This is a genomic window from Flavobacterium supellecticarium, from assembly GCF_004801375.1.
Classification (GTDB): Bacteria; Bacteroidota; Bacteroidia; order Flavobacteriales; family Flavobacteriaceae; genus Flavobacterium; species Flavobacterium supellecticarium.
Window position 1 is genome coordinate 22,546 of record NZ_SSNZ01000008.1, and the last position, 23,008, is coordinate 45,553.

The following is a 23,008-nucleotide window of genomic DNA, read 5'->3' on the forward strand; positions in this document are numbered from 1 at the left end:
TGATGTTTATTGATTAATGAGTAATTTTTCTAAGATTTCAATTCCTTTGGGAGTAGCAATACCGCGAACGTGATATTCCAGCAGTTTTTCATCCAGTTCCTTACGGGTGTACATTTTTTCCGGAAACAATTCAATGTCCATCGTGCTCATTGCGCTGGTATAATAAATACGTCCAATAAACTCGACATCTATTTCCTGACGGAATAAACCGGCTTCTTTGCCGCGGTTCAGGTTGTCGATCACACAAGTATCCATTTTTTCAAATTGCATCGATTTTAAACAATCGTGTATTTTAGGATAGTATTTCTGTAACTGAAATATGGTCGAAGAATTTTCTTCTTTTATGGTGTGTTGAACATAGTCTTTGATATCAAATAATTCTTCGATTGGGTTTTTGCCCATTGCGCAGATCTGGTCAATACCCGATGATATTTTATCAAAAATAAAAATAGTCGCCGCTTTGACTAATTCCACTTTTGTGGCATAGTGTTCGTAAATGGTTTTTTTTGAAATACCCATTTCAGAAGCGATATCATCCATCGTCACACTTTTAAAGCCTAGATTCATAAACATGTCGGATGCTTTCTCTAAAATTTCGTTTTTCATGGTCAAAAAATTTCGGCAAATGTATAAAGGAAACTTTTAATACTAAAAAAGTTTCCAAAGTTTTTACGATATTTTAACATAAATTTTTTGCTTTGACGGCGCGGATATTTGCGTTACTTTAGCCAAAAATATCAGGCATGCACCCAGTAAGTTATTATCAGACGCTCATTGCAGAATACTTTTCAAAACTTTCGATCGAAAAAGAACCGAGGAATTTATACGACCCGATAGTCTATATCTTATCGTTGGGAGGAAAGCGGATGCGACCGGTTTTAACCCTGATGGCGGCAGAAATTTTCGATACCGATGCGAATCAGGCAATGGCTGCGGCAACCGCAGTGGAGTTGTTTCATAATTTTTCACTGATTCACGACGATATCATGGACGATGCGCCGTTGCGAAGAGGAAATGAAACGGTTCACGAAAAGTGGGACATCAATACCGGGATTTTGTCAGGAGATGCAATGCTGATTCTGGCCTATCAATATTTTGAACAATATGAACCCCGTATTTTTTCAGCCCTTGCAAGGCTGTTCAGTAAAACCGCTTTGGAGGTTTGTGAAGGACAACAATGGGATGTTGATTTCGAACAGCGAGACGATGTGACGATTCCGGAATACCTGAAAATGATCGAATACAAAACTGCCGTGTTGGTAGGAGCGGCCATGAAAATGGGCGCGATCGTAGCGGAAACAACCGTTGAAAATGCCGATCTGATCTACGATTTTGGATTAAATCTGGGAATTGCCTTCCAGTTGCAGGACGATTATCTGGATGCTTTTGGCAATCCGCTGACTTTTGGTAAGCAGGTTGGTGGCGATATTATTGAAAACAAAAAAACCTATTTGTATTTAAAAGCACTGGAATTTGCCAATGCCGGAACCAAAGCCGAATTGCAACATTTGTTTTCGATTCAGCCGGTAGACAATAGCGATAAAATTGCATCGGTTAAAACTATTTTTATCGAAACGGGTGCGGCCAAAGTGACGCAGGAAGCGATTGCGATGTATACATTAAAAGCATTTGAGACCCTTGAAAAAATGAATATTTCCGAAGCGAAAAAACAGGAACTAAAAGATTTCGGGGAAAACCTGATGAAACGACAGGTATAATGATGTTTGTAGCGCCCTTAAATACCGATTTACTGCTTTCGGAAGCACAAAAAGAAGACTTGTATCTAAAACTGGTAGAGCAGGTCAATAAAGACTTTAACCTGGCCAATGAAAGTCTGGATTTTGACGTTTCGATTGCGCCAATCGACTTAAAAGTGCGGTTACACGATAAAATCTACCAGTTAATTCAGTTTAAATTTGCCGAATACCTGAACCTATTGTATATTATCGATGTTCCGGAAGAACAGATCAAAAGTCTGGACGGTTCCGATCTGGTGGAATTGGCCGAACAGGTAGCTTTTCTGGTTTTAAAACGCGAATGGCAAAAAGTCTGGTTTAGAAATAAATTCTGACAAAAGGTAAAAATGCCTCGCTATACACATTGTTACTTTCCTTAAACAAAACATTGTAGCGTACCCCTATGGTAAAGTTTTCTACACGATACCCCGCGCCCAGGAATAATGCGGTATTCCAGAAATCATCTTCGATATGCGGATTGAATTGTGTATAGGTATTATTCACGCGAAGTTGCTCGAGTTCGGCTGATAATTGTATTTCCGGTAGTGGGTTAAAAAGGGTGATAATGCTCGCGCCGTAGATATAGGAATCGTAGTAGTTTTTTTGTTTGACATAACTCCCGCTAAGACCGATTCCGGCTGCGAAATATTCGTTCACCTGATAGACGGCACTCGGGGCAACGTTGATATTTGTAAAATTATTCCCAAAGTTTAGTCCTAAACCGCCTCCAAACCGCACGCGTTGCCAGAAATCACTTTTTTGAGCTGTTTGTTGATAAACTTGTGCTTTTAATGTAGAAGTCATCATTAAATAAAAGACACAACTCAAAAAGATTGTTAAAAAACTGTTGATGCTTGATTTGATGTTCATTTTTAGGAATATTTTATGACATAAAAGTATGAAAAACATTGAAAGATTATTACAATTGTCGTACTTTTGCGAAAAATTTTCTAACAAAAAAGGTCTTTAGACAAAGTTATGGATAGGTTTTCCTTTTTAAACGCGGCACACACTGCATTTTTTGCAGATTTATACGATCAATATTTACAAAATCCAGATAGCGTTGAACCAAGTTGGAGGAGCTTCTTCCAGGGGTTCGATTTTGCAAGCGAATATAGCGAAGGTCCGGTTGAGCAACTTACAGCAGTAGCCAATGGACAAGCCGATTGTTCTATTGTTTCGGACAAATTACAAAAAGAATTTAATGTTTTAAAATTGATTGATGGTTATCGTACCCGAGGTCATTTGTTTACCAAAACAAACCCGGTTCGCGACAGACGAATTTTTACGCCGTCATTGGCAATTGAAAATTTTGGATTAACCACAGCTGATCTAAATACTGTTTTCGATGCAGCGCGGGTAGTAAACCTTAACCCATGTACGCTTCAGGAAATTTTAAACCACCTGAATAAAGTATACTGCGAGTCTATCGGAGTGGAATATATGTATATCCGTGACCCGGAAGTGATCGAATGGATTCAGAAAAGACTGGACATTAACGACAATCACCCGAGTTTTAATGCGGATCAGAAAAAAAGAATCCTTAAAAAATTAAACGAAGCGGTTTCTTTCGAAAACTTCCTTCATACGAAATACGTTGGACAAAAACGTTTCTCATTGGAAGGATGTGAGTCGGCGATTCCGGCATTGGATGCTTTGATCGAGACGGCAGCTGAAAAAGGAGTGGAGCAGTTTGTAATGGGGATGGCACACCGTGGTCGTTTGAATGTATTGGCAAACGTTTTCGGAAAAGCAACTCAGGATATCTTCTCGGAATTTGACGGAAAAGATTATGACGATGATGCCTTGTTCGATGGAGACGTAAAATACCACTTGGGATTAACAGCCAACCGTACCACACAAACCGGAAAAAATATCAATATTAACCTGGCGCCAAACCCGTCGCACCTGGAAACAGTTGGAGCGGTAATAGAAGGTATTGCCAGAGCCAAACAGGATCGTTATTTCCCGAACGATACGGCAAAAGTATTGCCAATCGCCGTTCATGGTGATGCCGCAGTAGCCGGACAGGGAATTGTATACGAAATCGTTCAGATGGCAAAACTGGACGGTTATAAAACCAATGGAACGATTCACTTAGTGATCAATAATCAGGTTGGATTTACAACGAATTATTTAGATGCGCGTTCGTCTACGTACTGTACGGATATTGCCAAAGTGACCTTGTCGCCGGTACTACACGTAAATGCAGATGATGCAGAAGCAGTAGTGCACGCGATGTTGTTCGCCTTGGATTACCGTATGGAATTTGGTTCTGACGTATTTATCGATCTTTTAGGATATAGAAAATATGGCCATAACGAAGGTGACGAGCCTCGTTTTACACAGCCGCAACTTTATAAAATCATCTCAAAACATAAAAATGCAAGAGATATTTATGCCGAGAAATTAAAAGCGGAAAATGTAATCGACAGTAACTATGTTGGTGCATTGGAAGCCGAATATAAGGCAGGATTGGAAGAGAATCTGGAAGCTTCCCGTAAAAAAGATTTAACGATCATCACACCGTTTATGCAGGATGAATGGAAAGGATTTGAGCAGGTGAGTGATGAAGGAATGTTACAGAAATTCGATACGAAAGTAGACAAAGCAGTCTTAACTGATATTGCTAAAGTTGTAACTGAATTACCGTCTGATAAGAAATTTATCAGCAAAATCCAGAAACTGATTAACGACAGAAAAACCATGTTCTTCGAAACGGACAAGTTAGACTGGGCAATGGGCGAAATGTTAGCCTATGGTTCCCTGTTAACCGAAGGATACGATGTGCGTATCTCCGGTCAGGACGTAGAACGAGGAACCTTCTCACACCGTCATGCGGTGGTTAAAGTGGAAGATTCAGAAGAAGAAGTGGTATTGTTAAACCAGTTAAAAGATCAAAAAGGAAAATTCTATATCTATAACTCACTATTATCGGAATACGGAGTTGTAGGTTTTGATTACGGATATGCATTGGCTAGCCCGAATACCTTAACAATCTGGGAAGCACAGTTCGGAGATTTCTCGAATGGAGCGCAGATCATGATTGATCAGTATATTTCGGCTGCAGAAGACAAATGGAACAACCAAAACGGATTGGTAATGTTGTTACCGCACGGATACGAAAACCAGGGTGCAGAACACTCTTCGGCCCGTATGGAGCGTTATTTGCAGTTGTGTGCCAAACACAATATGTATGTAGCGGATTGTACCACTCCGGCGAACTTCTTCCACTTGTTGCGCAGACAAATGGTGACGAAATTCCGTAAACCGTTGATCGTGTTTACACCGAAAAGTTTATTGCGTCATCCGTTAGCGGTTTCTTCGGTAGCAGAATTTGCAACTGGAAGCTTCCAGGAAGTGATCGACGACGTAACAGTAAACCCGAACGAGGTAAAATCGGTTGTTTTCTGTACGGGTAAATTCTACTACGATCTATTGGCCGAAAGAGAAGAAAAAGGAAGAAACGATGTGGCTTTGGTACGAATCGAGCAATTATTCCCGTTACCGGTTGAACAATTAAAAGAAGTATTGGCGAAATATCCGAATGCCGACGATTTCGTTTGGGCACAGGAAGAACCGAAAAACATGGGAGCTTACGGCTATATGCTAATGAATTTTAACGAAGTGAAATTCCGTTTAGCATCGCCAAAAGCATACAGTGCGCCGGCAGCAGGAAGTTATACCCGTTCCAAAAAACGTCATGCCAATGCAATTGCGATGGTTTTTGACAAAAATTTATTCAATTAAATTGTACATTTGAAATTCAGATAAAAATAACAACACCTTATAAAATTATATACCGATGATTTTAGAAATGAAAGTCCCTTCACCGGGGGAATCGATCACAGAAGTTGAAATCGCAACGTGGTTGGTAAAAGACGGAGATTATGTAGAAAAAGATCAGGCTATTGCAGAGGTTGATTCCGATAAGGCAACCCTGGAATTACCAGCGGAAGCGAGTGGTATTATTACCCTTAAAGCAGAAGAAGGTGATGCCGTTGCAGTAGGTCAGGTAGTTTGTTTAATCGATACAGGAGCCGCAAAACCGGAAGGTGGCGCAGCAGCACCTGCAAAAGAAGAAAAAGCAGCTGAGGCTCCAAAAGCGGAAGCTCCAAAAGCAGCTCCGGCAGCTACTACATATGCTACAGGAACACCATCTCCGGCAGCACGAAAAATTCTTGATGAGAAAAACATTCAGCCTGCAGAAATCGTTGGTACAGGTAAAGGTGGAAGAATTACAAAAGAAGATGCGGTAAATGCAGTTCCGTCTATGGGTACGCCTACAGGTGGAAGCAGAGGATCGGAAAGAACAAAATTATCCATGTTACGTCGTAAAGTAGCGGAAAGGCTGGTTTCTGCTAAAAACGAAACAGCTATGTTGACAACGTTCAACGAAGTGGATATGAGTGCGATCTATGCCTTACGCGAAGAATATAAAGAAGCTTTCAAAGCAAAACATGGATTGGGATTAGGATTTATGTCTTTCTTTACAAAAGCGGTTACAAGAGCCTTACAGCTATATCCGGATGTAAACTCAATGATCGATGGACAAGAAAAAATTTCTTACGATTTTTGTGATATTTCCGTAGCGGTTTCTGGTCCGAAAGGATTAATGGTACCGGTTGTACGTAATGCAGAATTGTTGACTTTCAGAGGTGTGGAAGCAGAAATCAAACGTTTGGCGATTCGTGCACGTGACGGACAAATCACTGTGGATGAAATGACAGGTGGTACATTTACGATTTCAAACGGAGGTGTATTTGGAAGTATGTTGTCAACACCAATCATCAACCCGCCACAATCCGGTATTTTAGGAATGCACAATGTGGTAGAACGCGCGGTAGTTAAAAACGGTCAGATCGTTATTGCTCCTGTGATGTTTGTAGCCTTGTCATATGATCATAGAATTATTGATGGCCGTGAATCTGTTGGATTCTTAGTGGCTGTAAAAGAAGCGTTGGAAAACCCGGTAGAAATCTTAATGGATAACAATCCTAAAAAAGCTCTTGAGCTATAAATACGATTTTCCGATACGATAAAAAACCACGCATTTTGCGTGGTTTTTTTATGCCTGTAATCGAACCGATTTAAAAAAGATTAAATAACCTTTAAAAGAAAAAATACGAACAGAAGCAAAAAACAATATTTTTGTGACGGATTAAGTAAGAAAAAAATAAATGAAACAGAAACAAAAATCGGCAGCGATTGGTTTTATATTTATAACCATGCTCATCGATATTACCGGTTGGGGGATTATTATTCCGGTTATCCCTAAGCTGATCGAAGAGCTAATACACGGAGATGTCAGTGTGGCCTCCAAATATGGCGGATGGCTGACATTTGCCTATGCCTTTACTCAATTTATTTTCGCCCCGGTAATCGGAAACCTAAGCGATAAATATGGACGAAGACCCATTATATTGGTTTCCCTTTTGGGATTTGCACTGGATTATTTGCTGTTGTCGTTTGCGCCAACCATCACCTGGTTGTTTATAGGACGGATTTTGGCCGGTATCACCGGAGCGAGTATTACCACAGCCTCAGCTTATATTGCCGATATCAGCACCACTGAAGACCGGGCAAAGAACTTCGGAATGATAGGAGCGGCTTTTGGCCTCGGATTTATCATCGGACCGGTAATTGGTGGTGTATTGGGACAATATGGCGCTCGGGTTCCGTTTTATGCGGCTGCCGTTTTGTGTGCAATCAACTTCCTGTATGGATTATTTGTTCTTCCGGAGTCGCTGAGTAAAGAAAACCGCCGTCCTTTCGATTGGAAAAGAGCAAACCCGGTAGGATCGTTGTTAAACCTGAAAAAATACCCGTCTTTAATCGGATTGGTGGTATCCATGACGATATTGTACATTGCGGCACACGCCGTTCACAGTAACTGGAGTTTCTTTACGATGTACCGTTTCCATTGGGACGAAAAAATGGTCGGGATTTCATTAGGAGCCATTGGATTACTGGTTGGTTTGGTTCAGGGAGGTTTAATCCGTTGGATCAATCCAAAACTTGGAAATGAGAAAAGTATTTATGTGGGGATGTTTTTGTATACCATCGGAATGTTCCTTTTTGCCTTTGCCTATGAAGGCTGGATGATGTTGATGTTCCTGGTGCCATACTGTTTGGGAGGTATCGCCGGTCCGGCATTACAATCGGTAATCACAAGTCATGTGCCACCAACGGAACAAGGTGAGTTACAGGGAACCTTAACGAGTTTGATGAGTGTAACGTCGATTATCGGTCCGCCTTTAATGACCAATACGTTTTACTTTTTTACCCACGACGAAGCGCCATTCCAATTTCCGGGTGCGCCCTTTTTGTTGGGAGGAACTCTAATGTTGATCAGTACGATAATATCCTACTCGGTATTCCGGAAAGGAAAATTATAAATAGTATATGTTTACAATAAAAAACCTGTCGGGACGTGTTCTGACAGGTTTTTTGTTTTTCAGGCCTCAATTTTCTGAAGCATATTAAGTGAAGCTTCCAAACTGAGATTGTGGTAGTTGGGATTGTAATTGTCCCAGATTTTCCAGGTGTTATGTTTTTTCTTGATAAAATACGTCTGTAGATCTACTTTGTTATAGGTATTGCTAATCGTACCGGTTGCGTCGCGCCATTCCAGATTCCAGCGTTCTTTAGCGGAAATTACGGTCAGTGTATCGTCAATACGCGTAATCCGGAAATCATAAATTTCGAATTTCGACCGATTGTTATCGTTGTTTAAAAAGAGGTTTAATTTAGCATATTTTTCCAATAATCCGGTGATACGTTGGGTTAACGGACCGTCTTCAAAAATAAAATCCGATAAACGACTGAGGTTTACTTCAGGAAGTTTTAACAGACATTGAAATTCATCTTCACAAAATTGGTGGAGAAGATGTTCAAAATAGGCAGTATGTTCATCATTACTATCGAATAACGAAATGGGATGTATTCTCTCCTTATGATTTGCGATAAAACTATTGAGAGAAGCATAACCGATAAAAATAGCCAGTTTGTCCAAGGTTTTTAGAAAACGCAAATCGGAGTTTTCTTTAGTCTCATAATCATTAGTGAAAATACGGTGTAAGGTGGTACTTGAAATAGTGGTTCCCAATTCGTTTTTTCGATTTCCCTGTAAGTATTCCGAGCGCGATAAGGCATCGGCTATAATCTCCGAAAGGATTATATACTGGGCTCGTTTCCATGATTTGACACTAGATAAGGTACTGTTAAGAACGGAAGGATGGGTTTGAATTCCTTTTTTGAGTTGCTCAATAATCAGTTTCATTTTTTAGTTAAGATTGGGTTAGATTTTAATTTATTTTGGGTTCAGTGTCATTAAATAAAATAAATCAGTTTGAGCTTTTTTATTGGTTAATTAGTGGTTGTTTTAACAAAAAAACATGTAAATATAAATAAATTTAACGAATTTGTTTGCTGTTTTATTTTGTCTTTTTAATGTGAAATAATTTAATATTTAGCCGATTGAGAAATGAAAATGGATGTAAAGAGATAGGAAATAGTTGAAATAAAATGCAGGAAGTAGTATAAAAAAGCCTCCGTATCAGGGAGGCTAGTTCGTTATTCTTTTACGATTTTAAAGGTCTTATTTTGACCGTGTATAGCGATTTTAACCAAATATACCCCTTGGGAAAGAGTCGAAAAATCGATTTCATAAAGATTGGAATTTACGTTGCGTTCGAAAACGATCTGACCTAACAGATTGGAAACGGTAATCCCGGTAAAAGTTTCCGGATTCGAAATCGTCAGGCTGTGGGTAACCGGGTTGGGGTAAAGGCGTAATTTTTGAAAAGTAAAATCGGAATTACGCAGTGTTACGTTTGTGGTAATGCTAAAAGGAGGACATGCGGATTGTATCGGGATAATCGTTATCGTATGATTGCCTGCGGCCACATTTTGAAAAACAGGACTGCTTTGTACCGGACCGTTGTCCATTTGATATTGGAAGCTATCAGGGTTATCTATTGTAACGGTAACCGTCTGATTGTTTACGGTCGCTGTTGCAGTAAGGGTAGCGGGTGGTGATAAAGTTGCTGTTGCTGTCGACTGGCAGCCATTGGTACGGTTGGTAACCGTTACGCTATACATACCAGGAGTAGCCGTACTATAAGAGCTACCGGTAGCCCCGTTAATAGGATCATTGCCCTTGAGCCATACAAAATCGTATTCCGTATCAGACAATTGGGTGTCGAAAAGGTGCGGTGTACTGGTTTGTGTGCCCGGATTAAAACAGAGCGTAGCGTCGTGTAGCGTCACTTCCGGTGTTGGAAGTGCGATGAGAGTTAACCAATTAAAGTGAGCACAACGCCCAACAGGACTGTACACTTTGACGATAATAGTCGATTGAAATGGAGTCGTATTCGTATAGCTTTCCGGATTGGTTATCAGGTCCTCATCATTACCGATTATATTGGAAACCCTATAATAAGCAACCGAATAAAAGGAAGGATCCAACCCTGTTAAAATAAGGCTGCTATGGGCAGTAAGGTTGAAGGTAGCAAATCCGTCATTGTTGGTATCGCAAACCGATAAATCGGGTATAGGCAAAGCAACAGGTATGGTAGTAATGACATCCAGACGTGGCGTCCAGCTGCTACTTTCCGATGCAGAACATTTTGCACGTACATAAAAATCGTAAGAAGTACATTGTTCAAGATCGGTAAAAGTAAACGGATTGGAGGAGGTAATGATACCGGTAGCAGAAACCGTAGGAGCGGGACTCCCATGCGGGAGCTTAATAATTTCCCATTGTGTTTCACTACCAGTGGATATCGATTGAAGCGATATGGAGGTAGAGGTGCTTGCTACAGGAAGTACGATTGAAGGTGCGGGACAATTTTGTCCGGACACACAATTGCTGATCAATATAAAAAGGATTGCTATAAAATAGTAGTTTTTTTTCATAATTACTGGTTTTCAGTAGGATTTTTTTAAATTTACTAAAAAAACTTACAATATTTGTGTAAATATTAAAAAAAAAGCCTCCATATTGGGAGGCTAGTTCTTTATTCTTTTACGACTTTAAAAGTCTTACTTTGATTGTTGGCGGTGATCCGAACCAGGTATATTCCTTTAGAAAGAGAGGAAAAATCAACTTCATAAAGATTAGAATCTACGTTGCGGTCGAAAACAATTTGTCCCAACAGATTCGAAACGGTAATTCCGGTAAACGCTTCCGGATTTGAAACAGTAAGACTATTGGTAACCGGATTCGGATAATAGGTTAATTTCTTGAAGTTAAAATCATCATTACCCAATGCCGTTAATTGAGCGGTTACCGCCAAACGATTCGGACTTTCAATACCATTAATAGTTTGCGACGCATAATAAGTGGTATTATGCGTTAAAACGGTTGTTAAAGGTAGTGGTGTTTGTGTTGAAGCTGTTAAGCCGGGAGCCGAAGGGGTACTATACCATTTAATATTTTGTCCGCTTATAACCAGATGGGCTAAGGTTTGCCCCTGTGTGAACGTTTGTGTTGATTGTCCCCGTGGAGCCGAAGGCGTGGTTACCTGTACCGTTAGATATAAAGGTGAACAACTGGAATTGAGAGGAATCACAGCGATACTGTGTGTTCCTAAGCTTATATTTTCAAAGATATTGCTCAATTGCGCCGGTTCATTATCGATCTGATACTGATAGTTTCCGGGTCCGGTAGTATTGATTGTAATTGTTTGATCATCTATATAAGCAGTGGCATTTACAGCGCTTGAATAGGTTAATAAGGTTGAGGCCATGGCGGTACAACCTGTAACGATGTTTTCTACGGAAACAACATAAGTGCCTTCAGTTGTGGCAGAAAATGAATTTGCGGTTGCTCCGGCAATGATCACGCCATTTTTATACCATTGAAATGCATATCCATTGGCTGGTAAATTGGTGTTGATGGTGTAAGGAGTTGCTGTGCTGTTTGTCTGGTTGTAGCAGATTTGACCGGTTGGTGGCAAATAAACATTAGGACCTTGTGTTACTCTGATGTAAAAATAGGCAATCGCAAAACATCCCGAAGTATTGTTTTCAACCCGGACATAAATCTGCATTTGTTGCGGATTAATATTGGTATAGTTTGTTGGTGAGGCCAAAGCTGATGAGTTGGAATAAGCATCCGTTATGGTTTCAAAATAACTTACCGTATATTCGGAAGGGTTAAGCCCGTATAATATGGCGTAATTGTTTGAAGTTAAGTCGAATGTTGCAAAACCGCTCATGTTGGCATCACAGGTTTCCAGATCCGGAATATCGGAATTAAGTCCTAAGACGGTCGTAAAAGGTAATGCCGCCGACCAATTGCTGCTTTGTGTTGGCGAACAAACGGCTTTTATATAGGCATTATACGTGGTACATCCGATAAGATTGGTCACTACGTAAGGATTGCTGGTTACGATGGTTCCGACTGTATTACTGTTTGGAGGAGCTGTTCCGGCGGGCGTGACATAGACTTCCCATTGTGTTTCGTTGGCTCCTGTCCAATTCATCACAGCGGAATTTGAGGTAATATTGACCACTGAAACATTGCTCGGTACAGGACAGGTCTGACCAATAACGATCGTAGTTAATAATGATACGAGTAAGGAAAATAAGTAGTTTTTCTTCATAAAGCCAAATGGTTGCTAATTTGACTTTAAAACTACTAAAAAATTACGAATAGCGATTATTTTTTCTTTAAATAAAGATAATGATTATAATAGTCGATAATTCCTTTGCCTTTTAATAGGATATCTGCACCGATTATCCCGTGAACAGGTCTCGCTTTGTACTGTTGTAATGCGAGATTCACATGACTCATATCAAAAATGACCACTGAAAAATCATCCGTTTTCCAACGTGAAAGTTGTAATAAATTGCCTGAGGCCATTTGGGTATGCATACCGGTAGCGCCGGCACCGGAAGCTTTTGTTGGAGAATCTTCCGCGGACAATAAAAAATGAGCAATGCTTTCAAAACCGATACAGCTATTAGAGGCGCCGGTATCTAAAATAAAATCACCGGAAACCCCGTTGATTTTCGCTTTGATCAACAAATGTTGTGTTTTTGATACTTTAAAAGGGATCTTGGTATAGCCGTTGTCTTTTAAAACGTCCTGTAAATTTTCCATAAATCAAATGTAGCTTAAAAAACGAACAACTTTGTACCTTTGCAACTTTAAAAAGACAAGATTAGGATGACTTTAACAGATACCCATACGCATTTATATTCGGAAGAATTTGACCAGGATCGGGATGAGATGATTGCAAGAGCCATTGCAGCAGGTGTGACCCGTTTTTTTGTACCGTCGATCGATTCGACGTATACGGAAAAAATGTATGCGTTGGAAAAAGCCTATCCGGGACATATCTATCTCATGATGGGTTTGCATCCGTGCTATGTAAAGGAAAATTACAAAGAAGAACTGGCGCATGTGGAAGCAGCATTGGCGCAACGGGAATTTAAAGCCATTGGAGAAATCGGGATCGATTTGTATTGGGACAAAACTACATTGGAGATTCAAAAAATAGCGTTCCGTCACCAGATTCAACTGGCTAAAAAATACAAATTGCCTATTAATATTCATTGCCGTGAAGCGTTTGATGAAATTTTTGAAGTGCTCGAACTGGAAAAATCAGACGAACTATTCGGTATTTTCCATTGCTTTAGCGGAACCTATGAACAGGCTTTACAGGCTATTTCTTATAATATGAAATTGGGAATCGGCGGTGTTGTAACCTTTAAAAACGGTAAAATTGACCAGTTTTTAAGCCAAATTGATCTAAAACATCTGGTATTGGAAACCGATTCACCTTATCTGGCACCGGTTCCCTATCGTGGAAAACGTAACGAAAGTGGTTATACCCGATTGGTGGCCGAAAAGCTGGCGGAACTCTACCAACTTCCGGTTGCCGAAATCGCCCGAATCACTACGGAGAACTCTAAAGCAATTTTTGGGATTTAACAAAGAATTTCCCTTCAATTAATAAAATTTTCGTTCATTTGTGGATTGTTAAATTTATAACTAATGTCAAAATTTGATCATATACGCCAGTTTTATGATTCTGAAGTAAATGAAGCACTGCAAAGCATCATGCATCATCCGATGATGAAGGCTTTGATGAGCTTTACGTTTCCCGATGTAGATGAAGCTGTATGGATGGAGCAATTAAAAAGGACACATTCTATCAGAGACTTTCAGGTAAATTTTATTTATCAGTCGGTGCAAAGAGTGTTGGAAAAAAGCTCCGATGGCTTAACTACTTCCGGTTTCGAGAAACTGGATCCGAATACGGCTTATCTGTTCATTTCGAACCATAGGGATATCATTCTGGATACTTCTTTATTGAATGTCAGCCTTTTTGATCATGGAATGATTATGACGGCCTCGGCAATTGGAGATAATCTGGTACAAAAGTCCTTTTTATTATCCCTTTCCAAATTAAATCGTAACTTTTTGGTACAACGCGGATTATCGCCAAGAGAATTACTGCAAAGTTCCAAGCTGATGTCGGAATTTATGTATCATTTGTTGACAAAAGAGAATCGTTCGGTATGGATTGCCCAGCGCGAAGGACGTACAAAAGACGGAAATGATGCAACACATCCCGGTGTGTTGAAAATGTTGGCAATGGCCTGTGAAGGAAAAGACGTAATTCCCTTTTTTAAGAAATTAAAAATAGTACCGGTATCAATTTCCTATGAATACGATCCTACGGATGCATTAAAAATGCCACAATTAATGGCTGAAGCAAACGATGAGGTGTATATAAAAGAAAAAAACGAAGATTTTATAACGCTGATTAGCGGTATTATCGGACAGAAAAAGCGAATCCATATCCATGTTGGTGACATATTGGATACGGAACTGGATAAGATTGGTGCCGAATTTGATAATTCCAACAAACAGATTCAGGCATTGGCACAGGTAATAGACGATTCGATTCTGTCGACCTACAGATTGTGGCCAACCAATTTTATTGCCTACGATTTACTACATAAAACGGATCAGTTTTCGGATAAATACACACAAAAAGAGAAGCAACTTTTCGAACGAAGACTGGAAATGAAATTAGGTGCAGAAGTAAAGACGCTGCGTGATGGTTTCCTGGCAATGTATGCCAATCCGGTTATCAATAAAATGAAATACGAAAATGTCTAACCGACCGAACATTCTGTTAATCTATACAGGCGGTACCATTGGTATGGTAAAAGATGCCGAAACGGGTGCGCTTAAAGCCTTTGATTTTGACGAATTGTTATTACGCATTCCGGAATTAAAGCTGTTGGATTGCGATATTGCGACGTTTTCGTTTAAAGAACCGATCGATTCGTCTAATATGAACCCGCAAAAATGGGTGGCTATGGCGAATGCAATTGAAACAAACTACGATAAATTTGATGGTTTTGTAGTATTACACGGTTCGGACACGATGTCGTATTCGGCTTCGGCATTGAGTTTTATGCTTGAAAACTTAGGTAAGCCAGTGGTGTTTACCGGTTCGCAATTGCCAATAGGGGATTTAAGAACCGATGCCAAAGAAAACCTGATTACTGCCATACAAATTGCGACCCTAAAAAATAAAAACAAACCGTTGATCACGGAAGTATGTTTGTATTTCGAATACAAATTATACCGTGGGAACCGGACAACCAAAATAAGCGCGGAACATTTCAATGCGTTTGCATCGCCCAATTATCCGGCCATTGCTGAATCGGGTGTGCATTTAAAAGTAAACGAAGAACTACTGTTCCATAAAAGCGGAACTAAAAAATTAAAAGTCAACACGGCTTTTGATGATCATGTGGTGATCATCAAAATGTTTCCGGGGATTAACGAAAGCGTATTACAGGCGGTTTTGCATATTCCAAATCTTAAAGGTGTCGTACTGGAAACTTACGGTTCTGGTAATGCACCAACGGAAGACTGGTTTATTGCAACGCTGGAAAAAGCCATCGAAAAAGGACTTCATGTGGTCAATGTAACCCAATGTTCGGGTGGAAGTGTGAATATGGATAAATACGAAACCGGATTGGAGCTTAAAAAAATAGGCGTTATTTCGGGTCGGGATATCACTACCGAAGCCGCAATTGCCAAGCTGATGTACTTGTTGGGACAACAGGTTTCCCCGTCGGTTTTTAAAACCATATTTGAAACGGCAATCCGCGGCGAAATGAGCTAAAATTTTTTTTCGGAAAAGCATTGAAAAAACAAAATAAAAGTCGTTAATTCGCAGTCTGAAAATTTAGAGAGGTGGCCGAGTGGTCGAAGGCGCACGCCTGGAAAGTGTGTATACTCCAAAAGAGTATCGAGGGTTCGAATCCCTTCCTCTCTGCTGAATGATGTAACACGCTGTAAGTCAATGATTTGCAGCGTGTTTTTTTGTTGTTCAAATTCTCTCGAACCTTTAAGCCAAGTAGTGACAATTGATTGACTGATAGTAAATTAAATATTGTGCTTTTTTATTGCCTTTGTAAATTTAAATCTCATTTTGATTATCAATGCATAGATAAGTTTATGAAAGTAAATAATAAAAAAAAATAAGCCTTTATAAGGTCATAAAGGCTTAAAAAACTAACTATAATTTATAGAGATTAATAATAATCTTAATATTTACATCGTCAAGATTTAGTTAGATGAATATATCTAATGTCCGTAAATTACTGTTAGACATTGAGCTAAATCCCATGCTCCGTGTATTTATTGAGCATCCACAAGTATTACAATCTTCTAAATTCAGTTATGAAGTTTCTGAAAAGCTTACCCAAATCATTTGAAATACCGGTTTTATAATCAAAATGAATTGTATTTATTTTATTGTTTTATTATTTTAATTACCTCCCGAACGATCAGTTCTTCATCATATACTAAAGCCATGTAAATTCCAGGAGATAGTGATTGTAAGTTCAGTATATTGGTCTGTTTACGCGGAATTTGTACCCGACCGTCCAGACTAAGAATTGCTATAGAAACCGGTTCTACTGCTATTACATTGAGTATGGATTGCGTCGGATTCGGAAACAACCGAACCTTTTTTACTGCTTCATTTTCCCCTAAAGAGAGATTGGAATCGGCTATCGTAATGGTATAATCTCTGGTTTCACCGGAACCGAAATGAGTACAGGCATCATTATCTTCAATTGTACTACCATAAGCACGGGAACGAAGTCTCATTTTGGTAGTTCCTAATAGAGCGTTAGTACTAACCGTAAAATTCTTGGTGTTTTGAGAACTCATATTATTTACAAGCTGCGTATACTCATTCGCCTCAAAAATATTATTCCGATTGTAATCAATCCAAAGTCCGATGACAGCTTCTGATGATGTAAAAGTGTAAAAACTATATTGCTGTCCGCGATTTAATGTGGTTGTGGTATTTCCTGACTGTGGGTATTCATGATAATATATTGTGGGCTCTTCATAAGTAGTATGCAGGAAATTGGTTCCGTTGATTTTTAATTCCACAAAAGAAGGCTCTAAGCCACCACCAAGATTTTCCGTACAGATAGGTTGCTGTTGTGGAATGGCTTCAAATTTTTGTATTCTGTTATTTCCGAAGTCTGTTACATAAAGATCTCCGTTTTGTGCGACAAACATACCTCTTGGTAAATTCAACTGATTGGCAGCTAAACCGGATCCGTTTCCGCCGGCAATAACCGTACCTTCCGACTGACTTTCTGTCCATCGGCTAATCCGGTTATTTCCGTATTCGGCTATCAGTATTATTCCACCGTTCAGCACATAAATGCCATTAGGAGTAAACGTTTGGTTATTACCGGAACCATCACCGTTTCCGCCGGCGACCGTTATGGCATCTGTTGCTCCCGACTGCCATTTCTGGATTCTGTTGTTACTGAAATCGGTTACATAAATAGCATTATCGTTATCGACATAGACAGTTCCGCTTAAATTAGGGTTGCCTAATTGATTCATTCCGGCACCAAAACTTCCTCCGGCTACGACTGATCCTGTAGTATTGCCAATTCCCCATTTCAAAATACGACTGTTTCCGGAATCCATGATATAGAAATCATTTCCTTTTAGAAAGAATCCGCCTGGATAGCTCATTTGATTTTCAGCGCTGCCTATGCCATTATTCCCCACTAGAGTTGTTCCTGTAATTGCATCTGGTAACCATTGCTGAATTCGGGCATTAAAACTATCTAAAATATAAATTGTTCCGTCATTTTTAACCCATACTCCTGTGGGATAGTTTAGCTGATTACTGCCATCTCCCGCACCATTTCCTCCGGCTACGGTTATTCCGGTTGTTGCTCCGGGTAACCATTTTTGGATTCTATGATTGGGAGCATCGGCTACATATATATTATTTTGTTCATCTACAAAAACAGAGTAGGGCATCATAAGCTGGTTGGCATCCGAACCAGCTCCGTTTCCACCGGCTACGGTTATTCCCTGTGTGTTCCATTGTGGTTGGACAGTATTTTGTCCCATTGCGATACTGCTAAAAAACAGCAGTAAAAAAATATAGTTGTTTTTCATTGGTTTTTTTAAGTTTGTAAGTAAAATTATGGATTATTGATATGATCATAATCCATAATGGTTTTCAGGAATGCTAATAGCCTTTCTCTTTCCGCTTGTGATCCCAAATAAGAGTTTAAAGTCAATTACAGTGAACCTACAGGGCTATTTTGCTTGATTTTGGGTTCTTATTCATTTGAAATTAATATTTTTTACTCCAACAGAATACTGGTAGATAGACTGCTTTTCTGAGAGGTGAATCCTGGTGTATTAGAATTCAATAAAAATGGGAGGCTTTAGCAGAGAATAGCTAATAAGATGCGTATAGAAAGAATTGTCGTAGTTAAAGTGACTTTTTCGATTTTCCGCTTGAGTCCAATAACAGATTTTAAAATATTCGAGCTCTTTGTAAAACAAAATAATGCTCTCCAAAAGCGAGAGCTTTTTTTCCGGTAATTGTTTTTCCGACCTGTCAGAAGCCTTAGCCAACTCTTTCATTAAGTGACATTTTCCGTTACAATGAACCGCTGGTTTGTCTTTATTGATACAAAGTTCTGTTACAATATACTGATAATTTACTGCGTACTCCAAAACTGGTAATACCGGCTTTAGCAGCATCCAAAAAGCAAATATGACAAGTATTTTTTTCACGGCACAAAAGTAACGCTTCACAAAATAGTAGAACCTATTTGTTTTCGTGAATAGACCTCTTATAACCGAAAATATAAATATTCGGATTGATTTTCTAAATTAGAACAACCCGCCTGTTTCTAGGCGGGTATTACTTTTAATACAGTCCCTTAATAAACTGATATTTTTTCTCTTTCGGGTTTTCCTGATTATTAAGCTCTTTGTCTTTAATAATCTGTAATGCCAGCATATTGATCTTTACAAGGTTTATCACCGCGAGAACAATAAATAAGGCGATCATGATTCCAAATACGGCTACCATAGTTTTATTTGTTTAATGTTAAAAGATACGTTGTCAAGTCATTCAAATCGGAATCAGCTATCTGTGGGAATGCCGGCATTTGGGCATAGTCCGGACGTTTTTTTCCGGGTTTACGAATCCAGTTTTTCAATCCGGCAACATTGTCTTTATAAATGGATTGCATTTCGGTTACCGGTGGTCCAACTAGCTTTTCCGTTGGTTTATGGCACGCAGCACAGTATTGATTGAATACTTTTTTACCTTTATCGGCTTTCGAAAGTGCTCCATTGGCTTCATTCGTCTGTGCTGTTTTACTCTTTGCGATAGCCTGTTTTTTAATTTCCTGAAATGCTGCTGTTTTGATTTTTACCAGTTCCTGGTGTTGTTTTAATGAATTCGCCCGGTATATCTGCCTTCCGGATCCCATAAATAATACTGTTACGGTGAGCAGCAGGGCAATTTTATAAAAATTCCGGCTCATATTTTCCTGGGCTCCGGAAAGCGCTTTCCACATCATCCACATCGCCGGAAGTGCCATCGCAGCTCCGGTGAGAATTACTAAAATCAGATTCCATCCCATGCCTTTAGATGGTAATGTAAGCAATACTAAAGGACCGATCAGAAACTGTGCAATCGAAGCAACCAAAGCCAGGGAATAGCCTTTGCGTTGAATATCGTAGCGGGTTAGCCTGTTAAAAATAGTTTCAAAAGGATAGTTCTTCCGACTCATATACCAGAATAAAAATAATCCGGTAACCGACAGTGAAGCAAAAATAAAATGAAAATACCTCGGAAAGACATTCGGTAACAGCAAAGCATCCATAAAACCTTTTACCATCGCCCATTTTTCGGGGAACAACATCAGATTGATATTGGTTAGAAAGATAAACGGAATAAATAAAAAGATTACCACCGCCAGTGCCAGAATTGAAATATGAACGGCTTTGTTATTTTCTAGGGTTTTCCATGTATATTTATGAAGGTAGGTGAGTAGAAAAGCTATGGTTACCAATGGTATTACCGCAATCCATACCAAACCGGTTAGCGCATTAGCCGAATAAAAGTATACGGTATATAATACATTAATACTTAAAAGCGGTGCGACTCCCAATACTACAGCAATACTCTTGTTTACAGTTGTCGTTTTGGCAATTTCGAGAGCCAGAATATCGTACTCTTTGTCTTTTAATCCTTTTATTTCGGTCCAAAGTGTTAATAGTGATCCGCCCAACATTAGGTTCACAAAAATAATATGGGCTAAAAATGAAATCACTAATAGTATAATCAGTAACCATTCCGGTAGCGGCAAGGGTAATGGGATATCTTTGGGTACCGGTATTGAACCGGATTGCAGGGCTATCAATAAGCTATTATTCATCTTTTGTCTTTTTGTTACTTTTTTTATACTCTAAAACAGCTTTTACAGAATTAGAAGGATTCACAGCAACACCATCGGTTTGTGCACCTTCCAGTGATTCTCCTGTTTCCTGGACATATCGTATATATTCGGCTAATGCCTCTGATTCCTGTTGTGTTCCCGGAAATGGTGGCATATAGTTTCTTCCGTTGTGCATGTTGGGAATATAAGTAGCCATTGAATTTACATCCAGCGGCTGACCAACACCATACATTCTTTCGAAGACATCCACCACACTATTTACACCCTGTGTCGTATGGCAACGGCTACAAGCAATGGTAAATACATTTTTACCAGCTTCAATCTTGTTTTCATCATTGATTTCCGTTACTGTAGTATAGGTAGCATGTTTTAAAACACCATCCTGTTGATAGACCACATAATCGTCTTCCAGTAATAAATTGGAATACATATATTGCCCGATGACATAAGGTTTACGAATAAATTCCCTTACTCGCTCAAAGAATCCCAAAAAGGCAAAGGCAGTAATAACCGGTATGACTACCATATAAGGCTTAATCTTTTTTGTTTTGAACAAGCCAATTAAAGCTATAATAACTGTTAATCCGATACCTGCTACAATCATATATTTCAATAAATCGTAATACTGCGCAAAGTCCATTGTTCCGACTGCCGTACTCATATTTTCGGTCATTGCTTCCGGTATCGCCTTATAGTAAATGATTGCACCTATAAGTGTGATTGGCGCCCATAGCAATATCCATTTTGAGGCTGCCTGAACTACTATTTTTCTTATTTCCGATCCGGATTTGGTAAACAAAGTAGCCAACAACAATCCGAAAATACCTCCCAATAACATAGCTGTAGGAGTTCTGAATAACAATTGCGGGAGATAGATCGGGTTTGTAAAACCATTTATCAGGCTTTTGTCGGTATTCCAGTTTCCCGGATCCATCATAAATCCAAGAATGGAAACAATTAACGCCATAGTTATCCAGGATGCGATACTCAAAAACCAGCCGAAGCGGATATGTCGCAACTTGGCTTTTAATGAGCTATTACTGTTCTTCCATGTCAAAAAATAGATCATAATGAGAATAACTTCTGTAACGAATACGATCCATTCTGTAAACCATGCCCAGTAAAAAACACGGATTAAACTACCTATCGAAGCCGGGCTTATTAGTGAGGCCGAAAACCATATTCCTACTCCAGTCATCGCTCCAATAGTTGTGGTAATGATAAATGCTACTTTCATCATTTTATAAACCATTTGATCCCACTCCTGGTGGGTTACTTCATTGGCCGCACTTTTCTTTACTCCTTTTTGCTCTAACCATGTTATAAAAGGAATAAAACCTACAGCAAGACTGTGATTGATAATTACATGCAGGGTGGCAATACCGGCAATCAGCATCCGATTATTGAGCCAGTCCAAATGAAACATTGGGAAATCCATAAATTTTTTTTACAAAGTTTCGAAGAATACAGCCACGGACATAAAAATAAAAAAGCGGAATATTTAGATAAACGTTCCTTTCTTTTTCATGAAAGCGGACTTTTTTTTCGTTTTTTACACCTTAAAACCCGCGATATAACATATTACCATTATTATCGCTAAAAATAGGATACAAAAAAACCCGATACTTTCGCATCGGGGGCTTTAACTAACCACTTTCGGGAAGCTTACTAATAATGGGTACTTTTTAACATTACTGCTTCTTTGGAAAATGGCTCTTGTAATTAAAATAAATAACTGTTTTTTGTCAGCTGTTACAGTTATCGTTACTGATCTCCATTCCGGTCGCTACACACGACTGTAACAACGTTATTTAAAGATCAGACTTTAATTAATTTGCTGGTATTTGAATTAGAATCGGTTCCTGTAATATTTACTATATCCGGTTCTTTTTCTGCATTTTTTTTCTTTTGATCCTGATTATAGCTTACAGCAACAATCAGTACAGATAAAACCAGAAAAGGAAAAAAATAAAAAATTTTAGGCATTATTTCTTTGCTTTTGTGCTTTGTTTTGACTTCACAAAGATGACTACTAATCAGTAAAAACTTTCAAAATAATCAAGCCGGAAATTTCAATAAACGGAACGCTTTCATTAGATAAAAAGTACTTTTATTTTACTTTTTACACTTTTGGTTATTTATGCTCCAAAACCGTTTTATCGATAAGGTATGAATCCGGGTTCTTCTGAAATTCATCTTTGCACATTTTAGAACAAAAACCGTATAATTTTCCCTTATAGTGAAGTGTATCACTAACGCCATACCGGGTTATATCCATTTTACAATAAAAATCGATTGTATTATCGTATTTCAGTTTATTAAGCGGATTTTCCGGTTGAATCAGTTGCTTAGAACTCCTTAAAGTATTTCCGGCCTCTTTTTTTTGGCAACTGAAAAAGACTGTTAGCACCAACAATGCCATTGTATTCAGTAGTATTGTTATAAGTTTGTTATGTTTTATTTTCATGGTGTTTGTTTTT

At 39.0% G+C, this 23,008-nt stretch carries 19 protein-coding genes and 1 tRNA gene; 9 read left to right on the top strand and 11 right to left on the bottom strand.

Translation table 11 applies throughout. The features are described from left to right. Positions 1–6: 6 nt before the first annotated feature. A complete protein-coding gene (locus tag E6C50_RS14210; RefSeq protein WP_136403897.1) occupies positions 7–606 on the bottom strand; it encodes a TetR/AcrR family transcriptional regulator in 600 nt (199 codons plus the stop codon). Positions 607–743: 137 nt separating this feature from the next. Between E6C50_RS14210 and E6C50_RS14215 the strand changes: the two genes are divergently transcribed. Continuing rightward, a complete protein-coding gene (locus tag E6C50_RS14215) occupies positions 744–1,718 on the top strand; it encodes a polyprenyl synthetase family protein (RefSeq protein ID WP_136403898.1) in 975 nt (324 codons plus the stop codon). A gap of 2 nt (positions 1,719–1,720) precedes the next feature. Further along, positions 1,721–2,071 carry a hypothetical protein gene (locus E6C50_RS14220; protein ID WP_136404025.1) on the top strand — a complete coding sequence of 117 codons (351 nt, stop codon included), beginning with the start codon at positions 1,721–1,723 and terminating at the stop codon, positions 2,069–2,071. Here E6C50_RS14220 and E6C50_RS14225 read toward each other — a convergent pair. Beyond that, positions 2,055–2,606 carry a hypothetical protein gene (locus E6C50_RS14225; protein ID WP_136403899.1) on the bottom strand — a complete coding sequence of 184 codons (552 nt, stop codon included), beginning with the start codon at positions 2,604–2,606 and terminating at the stop codon, positions 2,055–2,057. The genes E6C50_RS14220 and E6C50_RS14225 overlap by 17 nt on opposite strands. 108 nt (positions 2,607–2,714) lie before the next feature. Between E6C50_RS14225 and E6C50_RS14230 the strand changes: the two genes are divergently transcribed. From E6C50_RS14230 to E6C50_RS14240, 3 genes are all read left to right on the top strand, one after another. Then, positions 2,715–5,486: a 2-oxoglutarate dehydrogenase E1 component gene (locus E6C50_RS14230; RefSeq protein WP_136403900.1), complete on the top strand. Its 2,772-nt coding sequence runs from the start codon at positions 2,715–2,717 to the stop codon at positions 5,484–5,486. A 55-nt stretch (positions 5,487–5,541) separates the two neighbouring features. Then, entirely contained in the window at positions 5,542–6,756 is a 1,215-nt protein-coding gene (gene odhB / locus E6C50_RS14235; protein ID WP_136403901.1) for a 2-oxoglutarate dehydrogenase complex dihydrolipoyllysine-residue succinyltransferase, read from the top strand. 160 nt (positions 6,757–6,916) lie between these two features. After that, positions 6,917–8,134, top strand: coding sequence for a TCR/Tet family MFS transporter (locus E6C50_RS14240; RefSeq protein WP_136403902.1), 1,218 nt, complete (start codon positions 6,917–6,919; stop codon positions 8,132–8,134). Positions 8,135–8,193: 59 nt separating this feature from the next. On the opposite strand, the gene E6C50_RS14245 is transcribed toward E6C50_RS14240, so the two are convergent. From E6C50_RS14245 to E6C50_RS14260, 4 genes are all read right to left on the bottom strand, one after another. Beyond that, the gene (locus E6C50_RS14245; RefSeq protein ID WP_136403903.1) at positions 8,194–9,018 is read right to left on the bottom strand and encodes a hypothetical protein; all 825 of its coding nucleotides are present in this window, start codon (positions 9,016–9,018) and stop codon (positions 8,194–8,196) included. Positions 9,019–9,311: 293 nt separating this feature from the next. Next, positions 9,312–10,655: a T9SS type A sorting domain-containing protein gene (locus E6C50_RS14250; RefSeq protein WP_136403904.1), complete on the bottom strand. Its 1,344-nt coding sequence runs from the start codon at positions 10,653–10,655 to the stop codon at positions 9,312–9,314. Between the two features lie 101 nt (positions 10,656–10,756). Beyond that, entirely contained in the window at positions 10,757–12,346 is a 1,590-nt protein-coding gene (locus tag E6C50_RS14255; RefSeq protein ID WP_136403905.1) for a T9SS type A sorting domain-containing protein, read from the bottom strand. A gap of 56 nt (positions 12,347–12,402) precedes the next feature. Then, positions 12,403–12,846, bottom strand: coding sequence for a retropepsin-like aspartic protease (locus E6C50_RS14260; RefSeq protein ID WP_136403906.1), 444 nt, complete (start codon positions 12,844–12,846; stop codon positions 12,403–12,405). A gap of 66 nt (positions 12,847–12,912) precedes the next feature. Here E6C50_RS14260 and E6C50_RS14265 point away from each other — a divergent pair, with 66 nt between their 5' ends. The 4 genes from E6C50_RS14265 (at position 12,913) to E6C50_RS14280 (ending at position 16,051) form a co-directional block, all read left to right on the top strand. Next, the gene (locus E6C50_RS14265) at positions 12,913–13,680 is read left to right on the top strand and encodes a TatD family hydrolase (protein ID WP_136403907.1); all 768 of its coding nucleotides are present in this window, start codon (positions 12,913–12,915) and stop codon (positions 13,678–13,680) included. A 63-nt stretch (positions 13,681–13,743) separates the two neighbouring features. Next, the gene (locus E6C50_RS14270) at positions 13,744–14,877 is read left to right on the top strand and encodes a 1-acyl-sn-glycerol-3-phosphate acyltransferase (RefSeq protein ID WP_136403908.1); all 1,134 of its coding nucleotides are present in this window, start codon (positions 13,744–13,746) and stop codon (positions 14,875–14,877) included. Further along, positions 14,870–15,898, top strand: coding sequence for an asparaginase (locus E6C50_RS14275; RefSeq protein ID WP_136403909.1), 1,029 nt, complete (start codon positions 14,870–14,872; stop codon positions 15,896–15,898). The genes E6C50_RS14270 and E6C50_RS14275 overlap by 8 nt, the downstream gene beginning before the upstream one ends. A 65-nt stretch (positions 15,899–15,963) precedes the next feature. Beyond that, positions 15,964–16,051: transfer RNA gene (locus E6C50_RS14280), tRNA-Ser, on the top strand. Positions 16,052–16,530: 479 nt separating this feature from the next. Here the strand turns inward: E6C50_RS14280 and E6C50_RS14285 are convergent. From E6C50_RS14285 to E6C50_RS14300, 5 genes are all read right to left on the bottom strand, one after another. Then, positions 16,531–18,219 carry a GEVED domain-containing protein gene (locus tag E6C50_RS14285; protein ID WP_136403910.1) on the bottom strand — a complete coding sequence of 563 codons (1,689 nt, stop codon included), beginning with the start codon at positions 18,217–18,219 and terminating at the stop codon, positions 16,531–16,533. Positions 18,220–18,985: 766 nt separating this feature from the next. Beyond that, complete coding sequence (locus E6C50_RS17765) at positions 18,986–19,150, bottom strand: hypothetical protein (RefSeq protein WP_168732830.1); 165 nt, start codon at positions 19,148–19,150, stop codon at positions 18,986–18,988. Positions 19,151–19,154: 4 nt separating this feature from the next. After that, the gene (locus E6C50_RS14290) at positions 19,155–20,507 is read right to left on the bottom strand and encodes a c-type cytochrome (protein ID WP_136403911.1); all 1,353 of its coding nucleotides are present in this window, start codon (positions 20,505–20,507) and stop codon (positions 19,155–19,157) included. Continuing rightward, positions 20,500–21,966 carry a c-type cytochrome gene (locus E6C50_RS14295; RefSeq protein WP_136403912.1) on the bottom strand — a complete coding sequence of 489 codons (1,467 nt, stop codon included), beginning with the start codon at positions 21,964–21,966 and terminating at the stop codon, positions 20,500–20,502. The genes E6C50_RS14290 and E6C50_RS14295 overlap by 8 nt, the downstream gene beginning before the upstream one ends. A gap of 696 nt (positions 21,967–22,662) precedes the next feature. Beyond that, complete coding sequence (locus E6C50_RS14300) at positions 22,663–22,995, bottom strand: YHS domain-containing protein (RefSeq protein ID WP_136403913.1); 333 nt, start codon at positions 22,993–22,995, stop codon at positions 22,663–22,665. Positions 22,996–23,008: the final 13 nt, after the last annotated feature.